At 63.8% G+C, this 24,602-nt stretch carries 24 protein-coding genes and 1 tRNA gene; 13 read left to right on the top strand and 12 right to left on the bottom strand.

Annotated features, from left to right (window positions below):
- Positions 1 to 59 precede the first annotated feature (59 nt).
- A complete protein-coding gene (xerD, locus tag RJ527_00305; GenBank protein ID WND76197.1) occupies positions 60 to 944 on the top strand; it encodes a site-specific tyrosine recombinase XerD in 885 nt (294 codons plus the stop codon).
- A 21-nt stretch (positions 945 to 965) separates the two neighbouring features.
- Here the strand turns inward: xerD and RJ527_00300 are convergent, their stop codons facing one another.
- The 8 genes from RJ527_00300 to RJ527_00265 form a co-directional block, all read right to left on the bottom strand.
- Positions 966 to 1,787 carry a DUF2189 domain-containing protein gene (locus RJ527_00300; protein ID WND76196.1) on the bottom strand — a complete coding sequence of 274 codons (822 nt, stop codon included), beginning with the start codon at positions 1,785 to 1,787 and terminating at the stop codon, positions 966 to 968.
- Between the two features lie 164 nt (positions 1,788 to 1,951).
- Complete coding sequence (locus tag RJ527_00295; protein ID WND76195.1) at positions 1,952 to 3,283, bottom strand: amidase; 1,332 nt, start codon at positions 3,281 to 3,283, stop codon at positions 1,952 to 1,954.
- A gap of 38 nt (positions 3,284 to 3,321) precedes the next feature.
- Positions 3,322 to 3,528, bottom strand: a complete 207-nt coding sequence (locus tag RJ527_00290; GenBank protein ID WND76194.1) for a hypothetical protein — start codon at positions 3,526 to 3,528, stop codon at positions 3,322 to 3,324.
- 63 nt (positions 3,529 to 3,591) lie between these two features.
- Positions 3,592 to 4,959, bottom strand: coding sequence for a TRAP transporter large permease subunit (locus RJ527_00285; protein WND76193.1), 1,368 nt, complete (start codon positions 4,957 to 4,959; stop codon positions 3,592 to 3,594).
- 49 nt (positions 4,960 to 5,008) lie between these two features.
- Entirely contained in the window at positions 5,009 to 5,590 is a 582-nt protein-coding gene (locus RJ527_00280) for a TRAP transporter small permease subunit (protein ID WND76192.1), read from the bottom strand.
- A 106-nt stretch (positions 5,591 to 5,696) separates the two neighbouring features.
- Positions 5,697 to 6,803 carry a TRAP transporter substrate-binding protein gene (locus RJ527_00275; protein ID WND76191.1) on the bottom strand — a complete coding sequence of 369 codons (1,107 nt, stop codon included), beginning with the start codon at positions 6,801 to 6,803 and terminating at the stop codon, positions 5,697 to 5,699.
- Positions 6,804 to 7,215: 412 nt separating this feature from the next.
- Entirely contained in the window at positions 7,216 to 8,181 is a 966-nt protein-coding gene (locus RJ527_00270) for a D-glycerate dehydrogenase (GenBank protein ID WND76190.1), read from the bottom strand.
- Positions 8,182 to 8,227: 46 nt separating this feature from the next.
- The gene (locus RJ527_00265) at positions 8,228 to 8,932 is read right to left on the bottom strand and encodes a GntR family transcriptional regulator (GenBank protein WND76189.1); all 705 of its coding nucleotides are present in this window, start codon (positions 8,930 to 8,932) and stop codon (positions 8,228 to 8,230) included.
- A 99-nt stretch (positions 8,933 to 9,031) separates the two neighbouring features.
- Between RJ527_00265 and RJ527_00260 the strand changes: the two genes are divergently transcribed.
- From RJ527_00260 to RJ527_00235, 6 genes are all read left to right on the top strand, one after another.
- Complete coding sequence (locus RJ527_00260) at positions 9,032 to 10,318, top strand: hypothetical protein (protein WND76188.1); 1,287 nt, start codon at positions 9,032 to 9,034, stop codon at positions 10,316 to 10,318.
- Between the two features lie 186 nt (positions 10,319 to 10,504).
- Complete coding sequence (locus tag RJ527_00255) at positions 10,505 to 11,482, top strand: CoA ester lyase (protein ID WND76187.1); 978 nt, start codon at positions 10,505 to 10,507, stop codon at positions 11,480 to 11,482.
- A gap of 166 nt (positions 11,483 to 11,648) precedes the next feature.
- A complete protein-coding gene (locus RJ527_00250) occupies positions 11,649 to 13,436 on the top strand; it encodes an EAL domain-containing protein (protein ID WND76186.1) in 1,788 nt (595 codons plus the stop codon).
- 24 nt (positions 13,437 to 13,460) lie between these two features.
- Positions 13,461 to 13,811 carry a DUF6614 family protein gene (locus RJ527_00245; GenBank protein WND76185.1) on the top strand — a complete coding sequence of 117 codons (351 nt, stop codon included), beginning with the start codon at positions 13,461 to 13,463 and terminating at the stop codon, positions 13,809 to 13,811.
- 60 nt (positions 13,812 to 13,871) lie between these two features.
- On the top strand, positions 13,872 to 14,828 hold the full coding sequence (locus RJ527_00240; protein ID WND76184.1) for an acetyl-CoA carboxylase carboxyltransferase subunit alpha: 957 nt from the start codon (positions 13,872 to 13,874) through the stop codon (positions 14,826 to 14,828).
- A 9-nt stretch (positions 14,829 to 14,837) separates the two neighbouring features.
- A complete protein-coding gene (locus RJ527_00235) occupies positions 14,838 to 15,353 on the top strand; it encodes an MAPEG family protein (GenBank protein ID WND76183.1) in 516 nt (171 codons plus the stop codon).
- Between the two features lie 72 nt (positions 15,354 to 15,425).
- On the opposite strand, the gene secA is transcribed toward RJ527_00235, so the two are convergent.
- Complete coding sequence (secA, locus tag RJ527_00230; GenBank protein WND76182.1) at positions 15,426 to 18,149, bottom strand: preprotein translocase subunit SecA; 2,724 nt, start codon at positions 18,147 to 18,149, stop codon at positions 15,426 to 15,428.
- 246 nt (positions 18,150 to 18,395) lie between these two features.
- Here secA and RJ527_00225 point away from each other — a divergent pair, with 246 nt between their 5' ends.
- From RJ527_00225 to RJ527_00215, 3 genes are all read left to right on the top strand, one after another.
- On the top strand, positions 18,396 to 19,238 hold the full coding sequence (locus tag RJ527_00225) for a peptidylprolyl isomerase (protein ID WND76181.1): 843 nt from the start codon (positions 18,396 to 18,398) through the stop codon (positions 19,236 to 19,238).
- A gap of 67 nt (positions 19,239 to 19,305) precedes the next feature.
- Positions 19,306 to 20,550, top strand: coding sequence for a bifunctional glutamate N-acetyltransferase/amino-acid acetyltransferase ArgJ (gene argJ / locus RJ527_00220; protein ID WND76180.1), 1,245 nt, complete (start codon positions 19,306 to 19,308; stop codon positions 20,548 to 20,550).
- Positions 20,551 to 20,552: 2 nt separating this feature from the next.
- Complete coding sequence (locus tag RJ527_00215) at positions 20,553 to 21,017, top strand: (deoxy)nucleoside triphosphate pyrophosphohydrolase (protein ID WND76179.1); 465 nt, start codon at positions 20,553 to 20,555, stop codon at positions 21,015 to 21,017.
- Here the strand turns inward: RJ527_00215 and RJ527_00210 are convergent.
- Positions 21,014 to 21,631, bottom strand: a complete 618-nt coding sequence (locus RJ527_00210; protein ID WND76178.1) for a CPBP family intramembrane glutamic endopeptidase — start codon at positions 21,629 to 21,631, stop codon at positions 21,014 to 21,016. The two genes, RJ527_00215 and RJ527_00210, sit on opposite strands and share 4 nt — an antisense overlap.
- The gene (locus tag RJ527_00205; protein ID WND76177.1) at positions 21,631 to 22,023 is read right to left on the bottom strand and encodes a hypothetical protein; all 393 of its coding nucleotides are present in this window, start codon (positions 22,021 to 22,023) and stop codon (positions 21,631 to 21,633) included. Before RJ527_00205 ends, RJ527_00210 begins: the two co-directional genes overlap by 1 nt.
- Before the next feature lie 207 nt (positions 22,024 to 22,230).
- On the opposite strand from RJ527_00205, the gene RJ527_00200 reads away from it, so the two are divergent.
- Both RJ527_00200 and RJ527_00195 read left to right on the top strand, forming a co-directional pair.
- Positions 22,231 to 22,797, top strand: a complete 567-nt coding sequence (locus tag RJ527_00200; protein ID WND76176.1) for an RT0821/Lpp0805 family surface protein — start codon at positions 22,231 to 22,233, stop codon at positions 22,795 to 22,797.
- 155 nt (positions 22,798 to 22,952) lie between these two features.
- Positions 22,953 to 23,708 (top strand): molybdopterin-binding protein, encoded by a 756-nt coding sequence (locus tag RJ527_00195; protein ID WND76175.1) that lies wholly within the window; start codon positions 22,953 to 22,955, stop codon positions 23,706 to 23,708.
- 1 nt (position 23,709) lies between these two features.
- Here the strand turns inward: RJ527_00195 and bluB are convergent, their stop codons facing one another.
- Positions 23,710 to 24,378, bottom strand: coding sequence for a 5,6-dimethylbenzimidazole synthase (gene bluB, locus RJ527_00190; protein ID WND76174.1), 669 nt, complete (start codon positions 24,376 to 24,378; stop codon positions 23,710 to 23,712).
- A 104-nt stretch (positions 24,379 to 24,482) separates the two neighbouring features.
- Here bluB and RJ527_00185 point away from each other — a divergent pair.
- Positions 24,483 to 24,569: transfer RNA gene (locus RJ527_00185), tRNA-Leu, on the top strand.
- Positions 24,570 to 24,602 lie beyond the last annotated feature (33 nt).

The following is a 24,602-nucleotide window of genomic DNA, read 5'->3' as shown; positions in this document are numbered from 1 at the left end:
CGGCGGCAACTCGCGAAGGGAGGCAACTCCTGTCTCGTTACATCAGCCTGTTTCTCGACATGTTGGCCGCCGAAAGAGGGGCCGCCCGCAATACGATTGAATCCTACGGCCGGGATCTGGACGATTTCGCGTCGTTCTGCGCCCGGCGCAAGACGGCCGCCGACGCGGCGGCCCCGGATGACGTCACGGCCTATATGAAGCGCCTGTCGGGTGCCGGCATGGCGGCCAGCACCCAGGCCCGGCGGCTGTCGGCCCTGCGCCAGTTCTTTCGCTTCCTCCAGGCGGAACGTGTCCGCGACGACGATCCGACCCAGGCCGTCGATGCGCCGCGTCAGGCGCGGTCCCTGCCCAAATACCTGAGCGAGGAAGAGGTCGAACGCCTGCTGACCGCGGCCCGCGAACGGCCGGGTGCCGACGGCCTGCGCACGACGGCCTTGCTGGAGGTGCTTTATGCCACCGGGCTGCGCGTGTCGGAACTGGTCGGCCTGCCCATGGCCGCGGTTGCCCGCGACGGGCGGGTGCTGATCGTGCGCGGTAAGGGCGGCAAGGAGCGCATGGTGCCGATCGGCGGGCCGGCGCGGGATGCCCTCGGAGAGTACCTTGCCGTGCGCGACGGATTTCTCGGCAAGGACAGGGACGCGCGGGCGGCCTTCCTGTTTCCGTCCCGCGCGCAACAGGGGCATCTGACGCGCGCCCGTTTCGGGCAAATTCTCAAGGAACTGGCGATTGCCGCCGACATTCCGCCGAAACGGGTGTCGCCGCACGTTCTACGTCATTCCTTCGCCAGCCACCTTTTGGCTCATGGCGCCGATCTGCGTTCTCTGCAACAGATGCTGGGCCATGCGGACATCTCGACCACGCAGATCTACACCCATGTTCTGGAAGAGCGTCTGAAGGCACTGGTTGACCAGGCCCATCCGCTGGCCAGAGCACCGCTGGATTAGGCGGAAAGGGGCATCTATCCCTTAGGGCAGCGCGACCGCGCGGCGGTAGAGATGCCAGGTGGCGTGTCCCAGGACCGGCAGGACCAGGAACAGGCCGATCAATCCGGACAGCAGGGCGAGGGCGATCATCGTGGCGATGGTGGCGCACCAGATCGCCATCACCCGCGGGTTCAGCGCAACGAACCGGACACTGGTCAGCATGGCCGTGATGAAATCGACGTCGCGGTGGAACAGCATCGGGATGGAGATGACGGAATAAGAAAACACAGCGAAGGCGATGAGGGCGCCGGCTGCGTTGCCGACGACCAGGAACAACCAGCCTGACGGCGTCGTGAAGATGTCGTTGATCAGTTCGCGGAATCCGAAGAACTGGAATCCCATGAAACCGAAGGACAACAGGGCGGCGATGTCCATCCAGAAGAACAGGGAAAACCCGGTGACCAGCGCCATCCAGCCCAATTCATGGCTGAACATGGACTTGACGGTTCCCAGCACGATCCCCCAGCTGAGCACCGCGCCGCCGTCTGGGGCGGGGGCCTCCAGGCGTCGGCTGATCACGTAGAAGCCGCTGGCGATGAAGGGCGCGATCAGCGCAAATCCCGCGGCCAAAGGATAAACCAGGTAAGGAAGGTCGAAGGCGAAAAGCATCAGGATCAAGACCCAGCCGCCGACCGCGTAAATCCCCGCGAAAAAAAGGTCGTAGGCGGGCGCCGCCCGGAAATCCCGCAGGCCCAGGGCCAGAACGTCGATCAGGTCATTGACCCCAACCCGGTTCACCTGCGGCGGCGGCGGGCGAGTGCCCCGGCGGGTGGCCGGCGTGGCATCGACGCTGGGGGCGGTCATGCGCTTGTCCTTTCCAGGCTCGCATCCATTGAGTCGCGCCAATAACCATATGAAAACTGTGGATTGCTGTCGATGACGATTGCGGGCGACGACCCGCGCCAACGAAACATTTCGGATCGATGTGGGGCGGTGCGCGGAGAGAGGTATGGGAACGCGCGTTCCCGTCAGCCTTCCGCCGCCACCTTTTCGACCAGCCAGCGCGCCGTGCGCAGCAGGCGCCCGTCATCGTTTCGCGCGCTGACCAACTGAACGCCGATGGGCATCCCGTTGGCGCCCAGCATCAAGGGAACGGTCACCGCCGGTACACCCAGATAGGACCATGTCGAGCAGAACACCGGGTCGCCCGTCGCATCCAGGCCCTTGGGGGCTTCGCCGCAGGTCGCCGGGGTCAGGATGGCGTCGAATTCCTCGCCCAGGCTTTTCACCCAGCCGGCCAGATGAACCCGCATGTCGACGCATTCATTGAAATCCACGGCCGTCACCGACTTGCCTTCCTCGATCATGGCGCGCAGCACATCGCTCAGCTTGTCTTCGCCGCGGGCCACGTATCCGGATAGGTAGCGCACCAGATCGGCGCACATGATCTTGCGCAGGTTGTCGACGGCGCCATTGAAGGGATCGGGCAGGGTGACTTCTTCGCATTGATCGCCAAGGAACTCACGCAGTTCTTCGAACGCTTCCTGGGCATCCGGGTCCGCGCGGTCCCACACGGGGGATTTGACGAAGGCGAACCGGGGTTCGATGGGGGGCTCTTGGCGGGTGATCTCCGACAGGCGCGGGGCGGCGGCCGGCTTGGTGTCCGGGTCGGCCGGATCGTGGCCGATCAGGCAGTCGCTGATCAGGGCGGCGTCTTCCAGGGTTCGGGCGAACACGCCGACATGGTCGAGGGTTCGCGACAGGGCCAACGCGCCGGCGCGGGAAATCCGCCCGTGCGTCGGCTTGAAGCCGACGACACCGCAGAACGACGCCGGGCGAATGACGGACCCGTTGGTCTGCGAGCCGATCGCCAAGGGCACCATGCCCGCCGCGACGGCGGCGGCGGAACCGCTGGACGACCCGCCCGGGGTGCGTTCCGGGTCGTGCGGGTTGCGGGTCTTGCCCGGGGAATAGACGGCCAGTTCCGTGGTCACGGTCTTGCCCATGATCACGGCGCCGGCGGCCCGCAACAGGCGGACGGCGGCGCTGTCGTCGTCGGGAAGGCGGCCCTTGGACAGCACGGTGCCGTTTTCCGTGGGCAGGTCGGCCGTGTCGAAGATGTCCTTGATGCCGACGGGAATGCCGTGCAGCGGTCCGGTCGGAGCACCACTGGCATGCACATCGTCGCAATGGGCCGCCTGGCGGCGGGCGAAATCCGGGTCGAGATGCGCCCAGGCGCCGACGGCGTCTTCTTTTGCCTCGATCCGTGCGAGGCAGGCCTCAACCAGTTCCGTGGAGGTGATCTCGCCCCGTTCGATCATCCCAACCAATTGGGATGCGCCCAAATCCGCCAAATCCATGGTGCCGGTTCCTAAAGGTATGCCAAACCCGCGATGGTTCAGTCTGATGTGGTCTTCTTCAAGGTGGAGTCCCAAAGGTCGTAAAGGACCAGGGCCAGGACGCCGAGGCTGATGATCCAGAACGGCAGCCCGCCCCAGAACCCGGCGAAGCCGTGGGAGATGCCCCAGGCGAGGCCGAGGACGAAGGCCGCCACCATTGCGGTGCCGAGGATGCCGCAAAATTGTTCGAATACCCTTGATCTCATGATCGGTTCACTCCTGAAATCCTGGCTTGGATCGTCCTTGTTTTGGTTTCGCTCATGCCGGCGTTACGGGATGTACTTGCCGAAGAAGTAATCAGGCAGGAACAGCGCGATTCCCGGGTACTGATACATCAAAACCATGACGGCAATGACGATGGCCAGGTACGGCATGATGCCTCTGAAAATTTCCATCAATTCGACGGCCTTGCCCATCACCCCTTTTAGATAATAGGCGGACATCGCCATGGGTGGGGTGAGGAACGACGTCTGCAAGTTGAGGGCAACCAGCATGGCGAAGAAGTAAGGATTGACGTCGAAGGTCTTCAGCATGGGCAGGAAAATCGGCACGAAGATGATCAGGATTTCCGACCATTCCAGGGGCCAGCCCAACAGGAAGATGATCACCTGGACCAGAATCAGGAACTGCCAGGGCTCCAGGTTGAAGCCGAGGATGAAGTGTTCGATGATTTCGTGCCCACCGAGGTAGGAGAACACCGAGGCGAAGGTCCAGGACCCGACGAACAACCAGCAGACCATGGCCGTTGCCTTGGCGGTCAGGTAGACGGATTCCTTGAGCATCTGCCACGTTAGGGAGCGATATATGCCCGCCAGGACAATGCCGCCGAAGGCCCCCATGGCGGCGGCTTCCGCCGGTGTCGCCAAGCCGCCCAGGATCGATCCGAGGACCAGCAGGATCAGCGCCGTCAGCGGCACGAAGGACGTCAAAAGCTGCCAATAGACGACATGCCGGGGCGGCACGTCTTCGGCCCGCGGTTTCGGCGCGATGGACGGATTGATCATCACGCGGATGATGACATAGAGAATGTAGGATCCCGCGAGCAGGAAGCCGGGGAAAATCGCCGCGGCGTAGAGACGCAGCGGCGACAGTTCGGCGATCGCCGCATAGACGATCAGCATGATCGACGGCGGGATCAAAATCCCCAGCGTGCCGCCGGCGCAGATCACGCCGGATGCGAAGCTCTTGTCATAATTCGCCTTGGCCATGGCCGGAAACGCCAGCAGCCCCATCAGGGTCACGACGGCGCCGACAATCCCACTGGCCGTTGAGAACACGGCGCAGGTGATCAGGGCCGCGATGGCCATGGAGCCCGGCAGGTTCCGCGCCGCCATCTGTAGCGCGTAGAACAGCTTGTTGACGATGTTGGCGCGTTCGACCACGTAGCCCATGAACAGGAACAGCGGGATGGCGACCAGCGTGTCGTTCTCCATCACCGAATAGGTGTTCTGGTTCAAAAGGTAGAAGATCTTGTTGTTGAAGATGTCGCTGAAGGTCGTGATGCTGCCAGCTTCGTAGTAGGCGAAATAACCAAAGCCGACGCCCATGGCGAGCAAGGTGAAGGCCACCGGGAATCCGAGCAGGACCATCACGATGAACAGCGACAACATCAAAATCGCTACTTCGGGGTTCGTCATTCTATAACGTGCTCCGTCTCACCAAAACGTCGGTGTGTAATTATGAGAATCAGGCTTGTGCCTTGGCGGCCGCGGCCTGCTGTTGCAGCAAGATGTCTTCGGTTTCCTGGGCGTCCTTGAGACGCGGCAGCCAACGGCCCGACTTGATCGCAAGATAACAGCGCATGCATTCGGCGATGCCCTGAATGATGAACAGGCCGGCGGCCAGCGGGATCAGGGTCTTGAAGAAATAGATTTGAATGCGGGCCGGGCTGTTCCAGCTGACTTCCTTGTAACGCCATGAATCGGCGGCGATTTCCGCGCCGTACCAGGCCAGGGCCAGCATGCCCGGGAAAAAGAAGCAAAAGTACAAAATCAAATCGATGCGCGCCTGCCAGCGGACCGAAAGCAGGCGATAGACCACATCCGCCCGCACATGGGTGTCCTGGGCAAGGGCATATGGCCCGGCCATCAGGAACAGGGCGCCGTACATCTGCACCATCATGTCGAAGGCCCAGACGGTCGGGGCATTCAGGACATAACGGACGAAGACTTCGTAGGCGACGGACAGGGTGAGGATCAGGATGCACCAACCGAAGGTGCGCCCGACCCAGATGCTCAGTTCTTCAATGGCATGGATGGTCTTTATCACGGCTTGGTTTCCCGCCCTTGATGGCTCAGATATGTGAGGGACAGCCGGTTAAGGCTGCCCCTCAATACCGAATTTTTCCGGATTGATCCTGGAAAAAAGGATCAGATCAACCGAAGTGGTGCTTGTAGGCCAGCTCGTAATCGGGCTGGTTCAGCAGCAGATAGCCCATGACCTTCTTGGCATAGGTCTTCTGCGAGGCAACGACCTTGGCGAAGAACGGATCTTCGTCGGAGATCTGCTTCACGATCACATCCCAGGCCTTCAATTGTTCGGCCATGATGGATTCGGGCGTCCGGTAGACATTGACGCCGTGCTTTTCCTTCAGCGCGATCAGGTCATCGGCGTAACGGAGCGTGTTGTTCCAGTAGAAGTTGGAGTTTTCCGCTTCCGAAGCATATTCCAGGATCGCCTGAAGTTCCTTCGACAGGGCATCGAACTTCTTCTTGTTGAAGGTGATTTCGAAGCATTCCTGCGACTGGTGGAAGCTGGCCAGATGGTAGTGCTTGGAAACGTCCTGCATCCCGAAGTCTTTGTCCGAGGTCGGGTTGTTGAACTCGGCCGCGTCGATCAGGCCGCTCTTCATGGCGGGCTGAATTTCGCCGCCCGGCAACTGAACGACCGACATGCCCATTTCCTGCAAGACGTTGGCCGCCAGGCCGACGGTGCGGTACTTGAGGCCCTTCATCTGGGAGGCGTCTTTCATTTCCTCCTTGAACCAACCGAAGGGCTGTGCGGGCATCGGGCTGTTGAAGAAGCTGACCAGGTTCAGGCCGAGGCTCTTCATCAGTTCCTCGAACAGGGCCTTACCGCCGCCGTAGTGGATCCAGCCGAGCATTTCCTGCGCCGACCAGCCGAAGCAGGGGCCGGTGCCGAACAGCGACGCCGCTTTCGATTTGGAATACCAGTAGGCCGGCACGTAGTGGGCGCCGTCGAGAACGCCACGATGGACGGCGTCCTGCATCTGGCTGGTCTTCACGACCGAGTTGACGGACAGCAGGTCGAGCTTCAGGCCCTTGCCGGCCATCGCGTTGACGCGTTCGACATAGCTTTTGGCGTTTTCAAGGAAGATGCCACCGCCCCAGGCGGCCTGAATTTTCAGAACCGTGGGGGCCGCCGTCGCGATGTTCGGCATGGCAAGAGTAGCAGCAGTCGCTCCGGCGGCAACGGCGCCGCCTTTAAGGAACTTACGCCGGTTCACTTTCGTGGTCGTCATGTGTTTCCTCCCAATTAATAATCAGCGGACAACCACCATCCGCCGATGGGTATAATTTGCGCGATGTTCGCGCGTTTAATGAACAGCCCAAGTCGTCGTGTTGATTTTTTTTGCAATCCCCCGGGCCCGGTTACAACCGCTCCCGAACCATTAGTGGTGGGGAACCGTTATATCCTGTCGGGAATCTTCCCAATACGCAACGCGAAGGCAAGGCTTTTTCCCTGTAGGACTTTTCCTGCGGACAACGCGACCCGGATTCGTAGAGGGGGCGTTACAGGGGGGAGGGATCAAGATTCCGGGCCGCGTACGGCGGGAATTCGTGGTCCAGAACGGCCAGCCCGACCGCCGTCGCCGCGCTTGCCGGGCCGCGGGTGTTTTTCACGATACGGAATACCGTGCTGATTACAGTGTCTCAGGCGACCCGGTCGCCGGGGGCGCGGCCGGCGAAATAGGCGTCGAGATTATCGAGTGCGCGGAACCCCATGGCGTCACGGGTTTCCCGATTGGCGCTGCCGATGTGCGGCAAAAGGAACGTGTTGTCGAGGGCGATCAGCCGCTTATCGACGTTGGGTTCGTTGTTGTAGGCATCGATTCCCGCCGCGAACAGCTTGCCCGATTTCAGGGCGTCGATCAGCGCGTCGTCGTCGATCACCGCCCCCCGGGCCGCGTTGGCCAGCACCGCGCCGTCGGGCAGCAGGGCAAAGCGGGCGGCGTTCATGATGCCGCGGGTTTCCGCTGTCACGTTGCAGTGGAGCGTGAGGAAATCGCAATGCGGCAGCATGGAGTCCAGGCTGTCGTGCCAAACCGCGCCCTTCTCCTTGTCCGGGGTGAGGCGCGAGCGGTTGTGGTAATGGATTTCCATGCGGAAGGCGCGCGCCAGATCGGCGACCGCCTGGCCGACCCGGCCCATGCCGAGAATGCCCAGCCGCTTGCCGGTGACGCCCAGGCCGACCATGAAGGCCGGCGACCAGTCCTTCCAACCGCCGGACCGCACCAACCGTTCGCCCTCGCTGGCGCGCCGCGCCGCGCCGAGCATGAGCAGGATGGTCGTTTCCGCCGTGGCGTCGGACAGAACCTCGGGCGTGTTGGTGACGATGACGCCGTGTTTCTTCGCCGCCTCGACATCGACATGGTCATAGCCGACGGAGAAATTGGCGATGATCTTCATGCGCTCGGGCAGCTTGGCGAAGACCTCTTCCGTGAAGTGTTCCGTATGGCAGGGCAGGATGGCGTCCACGTCCTGGGCTGCTTCGATCAGTGCGTCTTTTGTATAAAGCTTGTCTTCCGGGTTCAGGCGCGCGTCGTAATCGCGCGACAGCCGCGCGTGCACTGCGTCCGGCAGTTTGCGGGTGACGAGTACGGTCGGTTTGGCGGCCATGGTTTCCTCCCATCAGGTTGTCGGCTTTGGGGGTACACCACGGCGTCTAGCCTTGTCGAGGGGGTGCCTCCACGGCGGGCTGATAGATGTCCAGGTCGCGCACGGGATCGGACACCATCACTTGGCCCAGAAGTTCGTCGCGCATGTCGGTCAGGGTGACGTAGGCCTGGGCTTCGGCCTTTTTCTTCTCGCCGCTGCGCAACGCCCGCAGCGCGCCCTCGACCCCGGCGCGCAGGCGGGGAATGATGACGTCGTCGGACCATAGTAGAGAGACGATGCGTTCCGACCAGTCGAGCATGGGCGCCAGGGCATCCGCCGCGCGCCGGTTGCCGGTGATGCCCAGCACCGCCAGGCGGAACCGGCGGTCGGCCTCGAACATGGCGGGGCGGGAGCGGTTGACCTCGGGCTTGGCCGCGTCGCGGGCGATGGCGTCCAGCGTTCGAAGGTCGTCGGCGGTGATCATCTCCGCCGCCATGCCCGCGGCCGCCAGCTCGATCAACAGGCGAAAGTCGAACACTTCCTGGATGTCGCGGACGGTGACGCGGGACACGGTGTAGCCCTTGCGCGGGGCGGCCAGGATCAGGCCGTCGTGGGCAAGGCGGATCAGGGCGACCCGCACGGTGGCCAGCGTCGCGTCGTAACGCCGGCAGAACTCCTGTTCCGTCAGGTCCAGCCCGGGTGGCAGGGCGCCTTGGATGATGTCGAAGCGGATGCGGCCGTAGACCAGATCGCTGAGCTTGGGTTTTTCCATGGAGAATTTGATAGCATCAGATTCATCTTTTAACAATGTCAGATGTGCAGTATAGACATATCAATTGATCCAACACCTTCAAGCACAGGACCCACCCCCATGACCCAAGACCGTTTCGGCAATGATTTCGCGCCCGGCCTGTCTTATGCGCGCGGCGATATCCTATCCTCGACCGCCGACGATCTGGCCAAGCTGCGGGCCGCCTGGGAACACATCCGGGCGCGCGAGGCCAAGGGCCAGGACACGGTCAACGCCTCGGGCCTGGAACGCTGCTTGTCGGTGGAACCCGGTGAGGAGCGTTTGCTCGACGACGAGTTGGCGGCGGCGCTGCTGACCGACGAATTGCGTGACTTGGGATTGAAGATGTTCGGCGGCGACGGCGACCGCCACGACATCATGATGACCAACCGGCTGACCGCCGGTTTGCTGATCGCGGCCGACGTGGTCGTGCCCGAAGGATCGCACGTCATCGGGTATTCCCCGACCTACAGCCACCCGGCGGTGCAGCGCGCGGTCAAGCACGCGCGGGCGACCTTCACCGACCTGACGGATATCAAGGACGTCGAGGCCGCGTTGACCGCGGACCCCAAGCCGGGGGCCCTGTTCCTGACGCGCCTTGCGGTCAGCTACCAGATTCTGGACGAGGCCGACCTGCGCCGGGCGGCGGACATCGCCCATGGCCGGGGCATTCCGGTGATCGTCGATGATGCCGGCGGCGCCCGCGTCGGCCCGGCCTGTTTCGGCCAGTCGCGCACCCTGGAACTGCCCGTCACGGTCGCCTGCACGGGCCTGGACAAGTACGGCACCCTGGGCCCGCGCCTGGGCTTGATCGGCGGCGAGGCGTCCGTCATCGCGGCCATGCGGGCCCGCGCCTATGAAATGGGGATCGAGGCCCGCGCCATGCTGTATCCACAGGTCGTGCGGTCGCTGAAATACTACAGCGACGACAAGGTCCGGGACCTGGTCGCCTGCACCATGACCGTGCGCGACGCGGTGGTGGCAGCCCTGGGTGCCGACCGCGTGCACGTCACGCCGGTGACGGCGCAATTGAAGGCCGAGGACATTCTTGAAATGGCCATGGCGCGGTCCGGCATCAACGAGGCACCCTGCGTGCCTTACGAGGCGACGGCGGCGCTCGCCATGCTGCTGCTCCGCGATTACGGCATCCTGACCGTGCATTTCGCGGGCATTCCGCCGGGAACCTCGGCGCTGATGCTGAAATTCATCTCGCCCCAGGTGCTGGCGGCGGTCGGCGGGGCGGACGCCTTCGCCCGGGCCATCGACGCGTCGATCGGCAAGCTCGGCGAGATCATCGGCGACACGGACGCCCTGGCCCGGCTGCTGAAGGGGGCGGAGGCGTCGGTGCCTCGCGTCGCCGCCGAATAGGCTCCGCAAGGACAAGGCCATGTTTTCCGCATTGCGGTAAGCCTTCCATTCCCGGCTGATTTGCCCTTGCGGCAGATGGGGGGGCTGGCTATGTTGCGCCCGCGAAATAACAATTCATAAGCGGCGGTGCCGACCGGCTTCCACATAATCAAGGAGGCGCCGCCCATTCGGACGCAGGAGATTCAGATGAGCTTTCATATCGTCGAGCAGGCGCCGGGGCGCCTGAACCGCAGTGAACTGGCCGTTCCCGGCTCCAACCCCACGTTCATGGAGAAGGCCGCCAAAAGCAACGCCGACGTGGTGTTTCTGGACCTGGAAGACGCCGTCGCGCCGGACGACAAGGCCCCTGCGCGCAAGAACATCATCGCCGCCCTGAACGATCTGGATTGGTCGGGCAAGCAGGTTTCCATGCGCATCAACGGCCTGGACACCCATTACATGTACCGCGATCTGGTCGAGATTCTTGAAGGGGCGCCCGGCAAGCTGGACCTGATCATGATCCCCAAGGTCGGCACGGCATCGGACGTCTATGCCATCGACATGATGGTGACCCAGATTGAGGACGCGACCAAGGCGTCCAAGCGCATCGGCTTCGAGCTGATCATCGAAACGGCGCTCGGCATGCAGAACCTGGCGGAAATCGCCCAGGCGTCCAAGCGTAACGAATCCCTGCATTTCGGCGTCGCCGACTACGCGGCCTCGACCAAGGCGCGGACCACGGTCATCGGTGGTCCGAACCGGGATTACGCTGTCCTCACCGATCCCGACGACGCCGGAAACCGCGACGTTCACTGGGGCGACATGTGGCATTACCCGATCGCCAAGATGGTCGTCGTCGCGCGCGCCAACGGCCTGCGCCCGATCGACGGCCCGTTCGGCGATTTCTCCGATCCCGACGGCTACAAGGCCCAGGCCATGCGCGCCTCGACCCTCGGCTGCGAAGGCAAGTGGGCGATCCATCCGTCGCAGATCGATCTGGCCAACGACCTGTTCAGCCCGTCGGAAAAGGAAGTGACCCAGGCCCAGCGCATCCTCGACGCCATGGAACAGGCGCAGAAGGAAGGCAAGGGGGCGGTGTCCCTCGATGGTCGCCTGATCGATCTCGCCTCCATCCGCCAGGCCAAGGTGCTGGTGGAAAAGGCGGCGCAGATCAAAGGTTCCTGATCTGCCTGTTCGGCGTTTTCGAACAACAAACGGCGGGTTCCCAGGATTTGGGACCCGCCGTTTTCGTTTCTGTCCCCAGGACGCCGAACTTATGGCGAAAGTAGGGATGTTCATCGTCCGCATAAGATTCCTATAATGCCCGCAAAACACCAGGGCAGGGATGGACATGGCGGAAACGTCCGCGCAAGAAGAGCAGGGAGCGCGCCGGTATTCGGATCGGGAGCGGTTCATTGCGTTCTCCTTCTGCTGGGCCGAAGCCATCATCGAGCTGGACAGCGACCGCACCATCACCTTCGCCGGCGGCATCCTGCCGCTTTTAACGGGCAAGGACCCGCGTACGCTCAAGGGCATGCCCATCCTCGACATCATCGCCGACGAGGATCGCCCGCTCGCCGAACAGATGCTCGACGCCATCGCCCGCACCGGCCGGTTCGACAACATCCATCTGCGCTTCAAGGGGGGCAACGGCAATTCCCAACCCTTGGTGACCTGCGGCTACCGCAATCCGGAACTGGAGAACCGTTTTTTCCTGGCGTTCCATATCGCCGGGGGCCTGACCTCGGACAGGTCCTTGAAGAAGTCCGGCAAGGAGGGACTCTACGACGCCGACAGCTTCGGCAAGATGGCGTCCAAGATGCTCGCCGAAGGCGTCGACGGGGCCGACAAGATGACCCTGGTCGAACTCGACGGCTTGGCCGAAGCCCAGGAAGACATGGACGAGGCCCAACGCGAGAACCTGATGGGCGCGGTGGGCTCTGTGCTCAAGATGTCGTCGATCAACGGCGACGCGGCGGCCAAGCTGGGAGACGGCAAGTACGGCGTTGTCCATGGGCAGGGCCTCGACGTCGATGCCATGAAGGCGCGCATCACGTCCCTGATCCAGAACATCGCGCCCGATGCCGAGGGCATCTCCGTCGGTTCGGCGACCATCGACACCGGCGACGCGGCGGGGTTGACCGAAGAAAACCTGACCAAGGGCGTGATCCACGCGCTCAACGAATTTTCCAAGTCCAAGGGCGGGGCGGTGTCGCTCGAGGCCCTGTCGGGCAGTATGGACGACCTGGTCAAGGACGCCATGGAAACGGCGGAAACCTTCAACCGGGTGGTCAATAAATCCGATTTCCGCATGGCCATGCACCCGATCATCGGCATCAAGGACGGGGTCATCCACCATTACGAGGCGCTGGCCCGGTTCCAGGGCAAGCACGGCGAAAGCCCTTACAAGTACATCACCTTTGCCGAGGAAACCGGCCTGATCGGCGCCTTCGACCTGTCGGTCATCGACAAGGTCATGGCCTGGATCGACGAGAACAAGGATGCCCCCATGTTCGCCTCGGTGGCGGTCAACATCTCGGGCAATTCGATCGTCGACAAGCGCTACATCGACGGCCTGCAGGACCGCCTCAAGGCCAATCCCTGGACCCAGGGCAAGCTGATCTTCGAACTGACTGAATCGTCGCGTGTCGAGGATCTGGAAACCGCCAACGAATTCATCCAGAACCTGCGCGGCATGGGCTATCCCGTGTGCCTGGACGATTTCGGCGCCGGGGCGGCCAGCTTCCAATATCTGTCCGCGATCGATGTCGACGTGGTGAAGATCGACGGCCCCGTGGTCAAGAACGCGGAAGCGATCGAGCGCGGCCGGGCGTTTCTCACGGCGCTGGCGTCGTTCTGCCGCGAACTGAAGGTCGAGACCATCGCCGAAATGGTCGATACGCCGGAAACGGTGTCGTTCTGCCACGCCTGCGGCATCGATTTCGTGCAGGGCTTCCTGTTCGGCCCGCCCAAGTTCGATCTGGCCGAGTTCAGCGATTTCCGCGAAAAACTGGCGGCCTCGACCGCGCCGGGGGCCAAGGCCACGGGGCCGCTGACCTCAAGCCATGCATCGTCGTCCGCGTCCGCCGCACCGGCGGCCCCGGCCGCGGCGCCGGCACCGGAACCCGCTTCTTCATAGGCCTCATGTCGTAAGGTTCCGGCCATGGATATCTATCACATCTGGTGCACGCTGAAGGACGGCGTCGGCGATCTGGAATTCGCCGGTCATGTCGGCAAATATCTCGGCCATCTGAAGGATCAGGGCCAGATCGCGGAATGGCGGTTGACCCGGCGCAAGCTGGGCCTGGGGCCGCAAGACCTGCCCGAATTCCACATCATGGTCGAGGTCACGGGACTGGCGCAGTTGGACGAAGCCTTCGGCCATGTGGCGACGCGGGCCGAGCCGGTGGAGGGCCTGCATCATTGCGTTAACCGGCTGGTTTCACAGGTGAAATTCGCCCTGTACCGGGATTTTCCCGACGCCGTGCGGAAAACGGGTGCGGAGCGGTTTTAGCGGCGAATTCGGCGATTTTCCACGTCGCCAAGGCCCGCGACCCTGTGCTAGAAAACGCACATGCACAATTACCTGGATTTCGAAAAGCCCATCGCCGAGCTTGAGGGCAAGATCGAGGAGCTTCGGCACCTCTCGTCCGACGGCCAGATGAACATCGCCGACGAGGTCGGCAAGATGCAGGCCAAGGTCGACAAGCTTCTGGTCACGACCTACCAGAAGCTGACGCCCTGGCAGAAAACGCAGGTGGCGCGCCATCACGACCGCCCCCATGCCATGGACTACATCAATTCCCTGATCGACGACTTCACGCCCCTGGCGGGCGACCGGCAGTTCGCCGAAGACCCGGCCGTGGTCGGCGGCATGGGCCGGTTCCGCGGCCAGTCGGTGGTGGTCATCGGCAATGAAAAGGGCTCCGACACGGTCGCCCGCGTGCGCCACAACTTCGGCATGGCCAAGCCCGAGGGCTACCGCAAGGCGCAGCGCCTGATGAAGCTGGCCGACCGCTTCAACCTGCCGGTCATCACCCTGGTCGATACGCCCGGCGCCTATCCGGGGGTCGAGGCCGAGGCCCGCGGTCAGGCGGAAGCCATCGCCCGGTCGATCGAAGTCTGCTTCGGCATCAAGGTTCCCTTCGTCTCCGTCGTGATCGGCGAGGGTGGGTCCGGCGGCGCCATCGCGCTCGCCGCCGCCAACGTGGTGGTGATGATGGAACATTCGGTCTATTCCGTGATTTCGCCCGAAGGCTGTGCGTCGATCCTGTGGCGCGACGGCGACATGGCCGAAACGGCGGCCGGCGCGCTCAAGCTGACGGCCCAGGATCTGGCCGACCTCGGCGTGATCGACGCCATCGTGGCGGAACCGCTGGGCGGCGCGCACCGGGAACGGGACCAGGCGATTCAGAGCGTCGGCAGGGAAATAGACAAGCAGCTCGCCGAACTGGCGGCCCTGCCCGGTGACGCCCTGCGCAGCGCGCGGCGCGAGAAATTCCTGAAAATGGGCGCCAACGGTCTGGCCTAAAGGGTACCAATGACCGACGTTCAAAAACGCACCGTCTTGCTGAGCCTATTCGGTGCCGTGGGGCTTGCGGCCGTCCTCTGGGGATTATTGATCTTGCTCGACGGCTATCCCGGCCCCATGCCGGACCCGGGCGAGCGCATCGGTCTGGCCCTGAAGCTCTCCGTCCTGCCGGCAGGGTTCCTTCTGGTGGTGGTGCAGGCGGTGGCCCTGACGCGGCTGGTGACCGGCGCCATCGATCCCCTGACCGACGTGCCGTCAAACTGGCGGCGGGTCGACATGCGGGTGCTTGCCAACACGGTCGAGCAGACGTTGATTTTCCTGCCGCTACTGTTGGCCACGGCAATGGTCATCGAAGCCGATGAAAGTGCCTGGCTGACGGCGCTACCGGTCGTCTTCGTGCTGGCCCGCATCGTGTTCTGGGTCGGCTACCGCATCAGCCCCATGGGCCGCGCGCCGGGCATGGCGGCTGGGTTCTTCATCAATCTCGGAATGCTGGGCTTCGTGATCGCGCGGTTTTTCGGCTGACCGCCGGTCAGCCGGTGCCTTTGATTTCACACACGACAACCGTCGCGGACTGATGTCCGCTCGGGTTTTGGACTAAACCTTGCCGTGGCAGTGCTTGTACTTGTTGCCCGATCCACAGGGGCAGGGGGCGTTGCGCGGCACCTTGCCCCAGGTCGCGGGATCGTTGGGATCGACCTCGGGGGCGGCCTGGCGGTTGACCACGGTCATGGTCGCGGTTCCTTCGGGGCTCTCGTCCTCGCCGCCCAGGTATCCGGGGCTGTCGTGATGGGCCTCGCCCTCGCTGCCGGCGCGGGCCGCCAGGTATTCCTCTTCCGAGAAGTCCATGCTGAGTTCCACATGGGCCAGCATCATGGTCGTGCGCTCACGCAGACCGACCAGCATTTCCTCGAACAGGGCGAAGGCTTCCTGCTTGTACTCGTTCAAGGGGTCGCGCTGTCCATAGGCGCGCAGCCCGATGCCGTGGCGCAGATGGTCCAGGGTCAGCAGATGGTCCTTCCACAACTGATCGAGCAATTGCAGCAACACGGCCTTTTCCACGGAGCGGAAGACTTCCGGTCCGGCGTTGGCGGCCTTGGCGGCGATCTGCCCGTCCACGGCCTGGACCAGGCGGTCGCGGATTTCGGCGTCGGCGATGCCTTCTTCCTTGGCCCATTCCTGAACCGGCAGATCGATCCCGAACACCCGCAGGACTTCCTCGTGCAGGGTGTCCATGGCCCATTGTTCGGCATAGGCCTTTTCCGGCATGGTCAGGGCGACCATGTCGTCGATCACCTGATGACGCATGTCGGCGACGTCCTCGGACACGTCCTCGGCCGCCATCAGTTCCTTGCGCTGTTCGTAGATGACCTTGCGCTGGTCGTTCATCACGTCGTCGAATTTCAGCAGGTTCTTGCGGATTTCGAAGTTCCGCTCTTCCACCTTCTGCTGCGCCTTTTCCAGGGCCTTGTTGACCCAGGGGTGGACGATGGCCTCGCCTTCCTGCAGGCCCAGCTTCTGGAGCATGCTGTCGATGCGCTCGGACCCGAAGATGCGCATCAGGTCGTCTTCCAAGGACAGGAAGAAGCTTGATGCGCCGGGGTCGCCCTGACGGCCGGAACGGCCGCGCAGCTGGTTGTCGATGCGCCGGCTTTCGTGGCGCTCCGTGGCGATGACGTAGAGCCCGCCGGCCTGCTTGACGATCTCGCGGTCGGCCGCGATCTCGTCGGCGATCTGCTTGTAATGGGCCTCGTATTCCGGGCTGCCCGGCTCGGCCTTGATCTCGTTGAGGGCCCGCATGTCGACGTTGCCGCCCAACTGGATGTCGGTGCCGCGGCCGGCCATGTTGGTGGCGATGGTGACGCCGCCCGGGCGCCCGGCCTGGGCGATGATCTGGGCTTCCTGGTCGTGGAAGCGGGCGTTCAGCACGTTGTGTTCGATCTTGCGCTTCTTCAGGCGGGCCGACAGGTCCTCGGACTTCTCGATGGACACGGTGCCGACCAGGACCGGCTGCTTCTTCTTATGGCAGTCCTCGATCAGGTCCAGGATGGCCTCGAACTTCTCGTTGCCCGTGCGGAACACGATGTCGTCCTCGTCCTTGCGGATGCAGGGCACGTTGGTCGGAATTTCGATCACTTCGAGGCCGTAGATCTGATGGAATTCGCCGGCTTCCGTCATCGCCGTGCCGGTCATGCCGGCCAGCTTCGGATACAGGCGGAAATAGTTCTGGAAGGTGATCGAGGCCAAGGTCTGGTTCTCGTTCTGGATTTCCACGCCTTCCTTGGCCTCCAGCGCCTGATGCAGGCCTTCGGAATAGCGCCGGCCTTCCATCATGCGGCCGGTGAATTCGTCGATGATGACGACCTTGCCGTCCTTCACGATGTAATCCGTGTCGCGCTGGAACAGGACGTGCGCGCGCAGCGCCGAATTGGCGTGATGGACCAGCGCGATGTTGTTGATGTCGTAGAGCGATCCGTCGTCGAGCAGGCCCTGCTCGCGCATCATCTCTTCCAGCTTTTCCATGCCGGCTTCGGTGAAGGTGACGGAGCGCGCCTTTTCATCCTTTTCGAAGTCGTCGGGGGTGACGTTCTTCAACAGCTTGTCGACGGCGACGTAAAGGTCCGAATTGTCCTCGGTCGCGCCCGAGATGATCAGCGGCGTGCGCGCCTCGTCGATCAGGATGCTGTCGACTTCATCGACGATGGCGTAGTTGAAGGGCCGCTGCACCATGTCGTCGAGCGAGAACTTCATGTTGTCGCGCAGATAATCGAAGCCCAGTTCGTTGTTGGTCGCGTAGGTGATGTCGCAGCCGTAGGCGGCGCGCCGTTCGTCGTCGTCCAACCCGTGCTTGATGACGCCGACGGTGAGGCCCAGGAAATCGTAGACCGGCCGCATCCAGTCCGCGTCGCGCGACGCCAGGTAATCGTTGACCGTGACGACATGGACGCCACCGCCGGACAGGGCGTTGAGGTAGACCGCCAGGGTCGAGACCAGGGTCTTGCCTTCGCCGGTCTTCATTTCGGCGATCTGGCCCCGATGCAGGACGATGCCGCCCAGCATCTGCACGTCGAAATGGCGCAGGCCCAGGGTGCGTTTGGAGGCTTCGCGCACGGTGGCGAAGGCTTCGACCATGATGTCATCGACGCTTTCCCCCGCCTCAAGCCGCTGACGGAAGGCGGTGGTGCGGGCCTTGATCTCGTCGTCGGAGAGTTTCTCGAGTTCAGGCTCAAGGCCGTTGATGGCATCGACGTCCTTTTGCAGGCCGTTCAGGTACCTGTCATTGGCGGAACCGAACAGGCTCTTGGCGATGGCGCTGAACATTCGGGGGGTCGTCCTTGAATGGGTAAATGAATATGACAAGTATGAAGCGATTGTGGCGGTTCCTGGGCGGAATCGCTGGGGAAGAGATAGAGGTGCTCCCCGGTCCTGTCAATGCGGGCCGCCCCTTGAGGTTCTTGAAATTCACCTCATATTCAAATGATTGTCACGGCGGCCGGTCGGCGGGTAGGGTGGGGCCCAATTCAGCGGTCGAAGGTTCGGCCGTCTTTCAGCGAAAAGGATCTGTTTATGACGTTTCAAAACGCCCTGCGCGCAGGTGGTGTCGCGGTCTTGATGGGTCTGGCGCCCCTAAGCCTTGCATCGGCGCCGGTTCTGGCCGCCGGCGACACCGTGGCCGCCACGGTGGACGGCGCCAAGATCATGCGCTCCGAGGTCACCGAGGCCTACAGCCGCCTGCCGGCCGAATACCAGCAGGTGCCGCTGGAGCAGATCTATCCGGCGTTGCTGAACAGCCTGATCGACACCAAGCTGGCGGCGATCAAGGCGCGCAAGGAAAAGATCCATGAAACGGCCGAGTTCAAGGAGGAACTGGCGGCGTTTACCGAACGCCTGCTGGGCTCGACCCTGATTCAGCGGGCGGTCGAGGCCAAGGTCACGGATGAAGCCGTCGCCGCGCGCTATGCCGAGGTCACCAAGGACATGGGCGGTCAGGTCGAGGTCCATGCCCGCCATATCCTTGTGAAAACCGAGGACGAGGCCAAGGCGGTGATCAAGGAACTGGCCGGCGGCGCCGATTTCGCCGAGACGGCGAAGAAAAAATCGACCGGACCGTCCGGCCCCAACGGCGGCGACCTGGGCTATTTCGGCAAGGGCCAGATGGTGCCCGAGTTCGAAAAGGCGGCCTTCGCCCTCGACAAGGGCGCGATGACCAAGGCTCCGGTGAAGACCCAATTCGGCTGGCATGTCATCAAGGTCGAGGACAAGCGTTCCCAGCCCGCCCCCTCGCTTGAGGAAATGGGGCCGCAGATTCGCGAGAGCCTGAGCCGGGAGATCGGCGCCGACGTGACCAAGGGCCTGCGTGAGACGGCGAAAATCGAACGCTTCAATTTGGACGGTACTCCGGCTAAGTAGGAGGCGTCTCAAGGCCTTCCTCGGTTGGGGAAGGCCCTTTCAACTCCTTGCAGACGCGAGTCCGACCATGGCCAAGACCAAGCCCAAAGTCTCCCCCCTGGCGCCCGAAGCCTTCCCGACCATTCCGCCGATCGGCGGCGTGCGCGTGGCCACCCGCGCCTGCGGCGTGCGCTACAAGGGGCGTACGGACGTTCTGCTGGTCGAACTGGCGGACGAGACCCAGGCGGCGGGGGTGTTCACCAAGTCGTTGACCGCCTCGGCCCCCGTCGATTGGTGCCGTAAGTCCCTTCCCGGCGGCATCGCCAACGGTCTGGTCGTCAATTCCGGCAACGCCAATGCCTTCACCGGGCGGCTGGGCGAGGATGCGGTGGAACAGGTGGTCGAGGCCGTAGCCGATCGCCTGGCCTGCCGGCCGTCGCGGGTATTCGCGGCGTCCACGGGCGTGATCGGGGAGCCGCTCAACTTCACAGCCATCACCGACAACCTGGACGCCCTGGCCGCCGATCTTGCCCCTGGCAAGTGGGACGAGGCGGCCAAGGCGATCATGACCACGGACACCTTCCCCAAGGGCGCGGTGAAGGAAGCCCAGATCAACGGCACCAAGGTCACCATCGCCGGCATCGCCAAGGGGTCCGGCATGATCGCGCCCGACATGGCGACCATGCTGGCCTATGTGTTCACGGACGCCAAGATCCCGGCCCCCGTGCTGCAAGGCATCCTGGCCCCGATCTGCGGGCGCACGTTCAATTCGATCACCGTGGACAGCGACACCTCGACCAGCGATTCCCTGATGCTGTTCGCCACGGGGGCGGCCGGCAACGCCGATCGGTTCTCCGGCCCCGACGACCCGGCCCTGGCCGATTTCCGGGCCAAGGCGGAGGCTGTCATGCTCGACCTCGCCCATCAGATCGTGCGCGACGGCGAGGGGGCTTCCAAGTTCATCGAAATCACCGTCACGGGGGCGGACAGCGACGCCGCCGCCAAGCGCATCGGCCTGTCGATCGCCAATTCGCCCCTGGTCAAGACCGCCATCGCCGGCGAGGACGCCAACTGGGGCCGCATCGTCATGGCCGTCGGCAAGGCGGGTGAGAAGGCCGAACGCGACCGCCTGAACATCGCCATCGGCGGCATCACCATCGCCGCCAACGGCCTGGCCGTGGACGGTTACGACGAAGCCCCGGTGACGGCCCATATGCAAAGCCCGGAAATCAACATCGCCGTCGATGTCGGCGTGGGCAACGGGCGGGCCACCGTGTGGACCTGCGACCTGACCCACGGCTACATCGATATCAACGCCGATTACCGTTCCTGATCATGTCTGACGGCTTGCCCGAAGGCGGCTGCTGGGACGCGGAATTCCGCAAATCCCAGGGCGACGTGCGGACGGTCATCGTGGTCGCCGCCGTGCTGGTCGATATCGACGGGCGGGTGCTGGTCGCGCAAAGGCCCGAAGGCAAGGCCATGGCCGGCCTGTGGGAGTTTCCCGGCGGCAAGCTGGAGCCGGGGGAACTGCCGGAAACCGCCCTGGTCCGCGAACTGAAGGAAGAACTGGGCATCGATCTGACGGAAAGCTGCCTGGCGCCGCTGACCTTCGCCAGCCACCTGTATGACGATTTTCACCTGTTGATGCCGGTCTATGTCGCGCGCCAATGGAAGGGCGAGCCCCGGGGGCTCGACGGCCAGGCCCTTAAATGGGTGCAGCCGGTGAAACTGCGCGAACTGGCCATGCCGCCGGCGGACGAACCCCTGGTCGCCCTGATCCGCGATTTCCTGGGCTAGGCGAAATACCAGAGGTCCACGACGAAATGGACCAGGATGACCAGCGCCAGGCTGCGGCCTCGCCGGAAGAGATACATCAGCAGCAGACCCCAGACGATGGCGATGGCCGTATCGGCCAGGCCCTGGGGCAGGTGCAGCAGACCGAACACCAGAGATGATCCGGCATACAACCCGGTGACGCCGCCGCCCCGGGCATTCCACCAATCGGCCCACAGGCGGCGGAACACCAGTTCCTCCGACACCGCGACCAGGACGAGGCCGAAGGTCAGGTCCACGGCCTGCCAGACCTCGTTTTCCAGGGGCGGGAAGGAGACTTCGGGAAACAGCGCCGTGTCGAAGGCCGCGCGCAGGTCCTGGCCGCCGGTCCAGGTATCCACCGCGATGATCGCGGCGGCCCCGCCCAGGGCCAAAAGCCAGACCCGGTCGGTGATCGGCGGCAGGGGGCGGCGGAAGCTGTCCGTCAGCGCCGCCCAGCCGAGGGCGATGATCAGCGCGCGCTGGGCGTAGTCGATCAGATAGACGTCGGTGTCGCCGGCGGCGAACTTGATCCAGCCGGCATAGAACAGGACGACGAGAAGGCTAAGCCGGACCCCCGGGCGGGCCGCCGCGGCCATCACTTCATGCCGTCGATCAGCTTGCAGGTCTTGTACATTTCGCTGATCGAACAGTCATAGAACCTATCCATGCGCTTGCGCAGGTCGCCCGACAGGGTCAGCAGCTTGGAGCGCGCGTCCTTGGGATTGTCCTGTTCGATCAGAAGGCCCTTTTTCAGGGCGACGTCCAGGTATTTGCCCGCCGTATGGGCGCTTTTGATGCTGGTCATGAACTTGAGCGCGTCCGTCTTGCGCACGGGCGTGCGGGCGCGCCACATGTTGTTGAACAGGTCCCAATAGGCGGCATCGTAGAAATCCGTGTCGCCCTCGAACACCTGAACCCATTCGCGGCCAAGGGTGTCGTTGAACTCCATATAGGCGCGGTGCTGGTCGTTGGTGAAGGTCAGCGTCATTGTCTGTTTTCCCCGGCATTTTAATTGCGGCGTCCCGGCCCCCCAAGGCCGCCGTATTCCCCGCGTTCCTTATATCGCATCGCAAACTATATGCAAAAATGAAATTAGTTATTGACATCAAAATTACATGCAAATATACATATGGTGTTTCATCAATCCGCCGACGGGGGACGTACCGGTTCCGGCGGACCATTGAAGGAGGATGTTATGAACACGACCAAAATGCAGACGACTGAACAGGCCGGTCCCGCCGGCGCCCGCCGGACGGTTCGGCGCGCGGCCCGCGGGCCCGTGTTCGCCGCCGTCGCCGCCCTGATGGGCGTGGTGATGCTGGGCGGCTGTGTCACCAACGGCACAGGGTCAACCGGCATGAAGCAGGGGGCCGGCACGTTGCTCGGCGCCGGGCTGGGTGGCCTGGTCGGCTCTAAATTCGGCGGCGGCCGCGGCCAGTTGGCGGCGGTTGCGGCGGGTGCCTTGCTCGGCGGCTTCATGGGCAACGAGGTCGGGGCCTCTCTCGACCGCGCCGACCAGATGTACCAGCAGCGCGCCCAGAACACGGCCCTGCACAATGCCGACTGGCAGCCCGTCACCTGGTCCAACCCGGAAAGCGGCAATTCCGGCACCGTCACGCCGGTCCGCACCATCCAGAACACCAACACCGGCCAGCTGTGCCGCGAATACCAGACCTCGGTGACCATCGGCGGCCGGGTCGAACAAGGCTACGGCACCGCCTGCCGCACCGCCGACGGCGACTGGCGCCTGACCAACAGCTAACACGCGGACGCCCCCCGACAGGGACGGTTCGACCTCCTTCCCTGTCCCTGTCCAAGCCCGGACCGCCCCGCTTTTCAGCGGGGCGGTCTTTTTTCAGGGCCGTTGCCTTGGAGGCGCCGTTCGGGCTACCTACATGCCGCCGCCTCGGAGGACACATGAACGAACCCAAGACCGTCACCGCCTGCCTGATCATCATCGGAAACGAGATTTTGTCGGGCCGCACCCGCGACGCCAATCTGCAATTCCTGGGCGAAAACCTGAACGCGCTGGGCATCCGCCTGATGGAAGGCCGGGTCATCCCCGATGTCGAGGCCACCATCATCGCCAACGTGAACGACGCACGGGCCCGCTTCGACTACGTGTTCACCACGGGCGGCATCGGGCCGACCCATGACGACATCACCTCCGCCTGCGTCGCCAAGGCCTTCGGGCGCAGGCTGATCCGCCATCCCGACGCGGAAAAGCTGCTGCTCGCCCATTACAAGCCCGAGGACGTGACCGAGGCGCGCATGAAGATGGCCGACGTGCCCGAGGGCTCGATCCTGCTCGACAATCCGGTCAGCCGCGCCCCCGGGTTCCAGGTCGACAACGTGTTCGTGCTGCCGGGCGTGCCCCGGATCATGCAGGCCATGTTCGACCTGTTCAAACACCGGCTCACGGGCGGGGCGGAAATGCTGTCCAAATCCATCGCGTCCTACACGCCCGAGGGCAAGATCGCGGCCCGCCTGACGGCGTTGCAGGACGCCTATCCAGCGCTTGAGATCGGCAGCTATCCGTTTTCCCGCGACGGCAAACACGGCTCGACCATCGTCATCCGCGGCACGGACGCGGCCGCCATCGCGGAGGCGGCGGAAAAGCTCCGCACGATCATGCGCGACCTCGGCAACGAGCCCCAGGAAGTGGATCTGTAGATCAGCGCTTGAGAATGAATTCGGACACGTCGGCCCGGTCCTGCCAGCCGGCGCGCACCAGTTCCGGCTCCAGGTGCTCTTCCTCGGGCAGGCCCAGGCACAGATAGGCGACCAGGTGCCAGTCCTCGGGCACGTCGAGGATTGATGCGACCCTCCCCGGATGGATGATCGACACCCAGCCGACGCCGACCCCCGCCGCCCGCGCCGCCAGCCACAGGGTATTGACCGCCGCGACCACGGAATAAGGCAGCATTTCCGGCATGGTGTTCTGGCCGAGCCCGTGGCCGCGCTCCGTCGCCCGGTCGGCGAACACGGCCAACTGCACGGGCGCCTTGTCCAGCCCCGCCAGCTTCAGCCCCGCATAGGTTTGGGCGCGCTCCCCGGAATAGCCCTTGAGGGCGTCCTGGTTGGCCTGCTCGAAATCGTCGCGCACCGCCTTGCGGCGGCCCGCGTCCTCGACGATGACGAACCGCCAGGGCTGGGAATTGCCGACGCTGGGCGCCAGCGCCGCCTGGGCCAGCAGGCCCTCCAGCAGGCCGCCGGGCAGGGGGGTGGCCAGGAACCGCCGCACGTCGCGCCGCCACAGGAACAGGTCGCGCAGCTTGTCGCGGAACGCGGCGTCGAAATCGGGCGGCGTCGGCGCGCCGTTTGCTGAAGGGCGGTCGCTCATGGGGTCGAGGTGTAGCCCCTGGCGCGGGGGCGGGCAACCGTCCTTGGCCCTTGCGGTCGAATGCCCGTAGGATTACCAGAGGCAGGCCGCAACGGCGGCCGCGCGCGGGCGTGGTGAAATTGGTAAACACAAGGGACTTAAAATCCCTCGGCCTTACGGCCTTGTCGGTTCAAGTCCGACCGCCCGCACCACCCGCCTTCGCTGGCGCGACGGCGCGAATGAGC

The sequence above is a fragment of the Thalassospiraceae bacterium LMO-SO8 genome (assembly GCA_031655335.1).
GTDB lineage: Bacteria > Pseudomonadota > Alphaproteobacteria > Rhodospirillales > Casp-alpha2 > UBA1479.
Note: the sequence above shows the minus strand (reverse complement) of the source record. Positions and strands in the feature narration are given on the sequence as shown.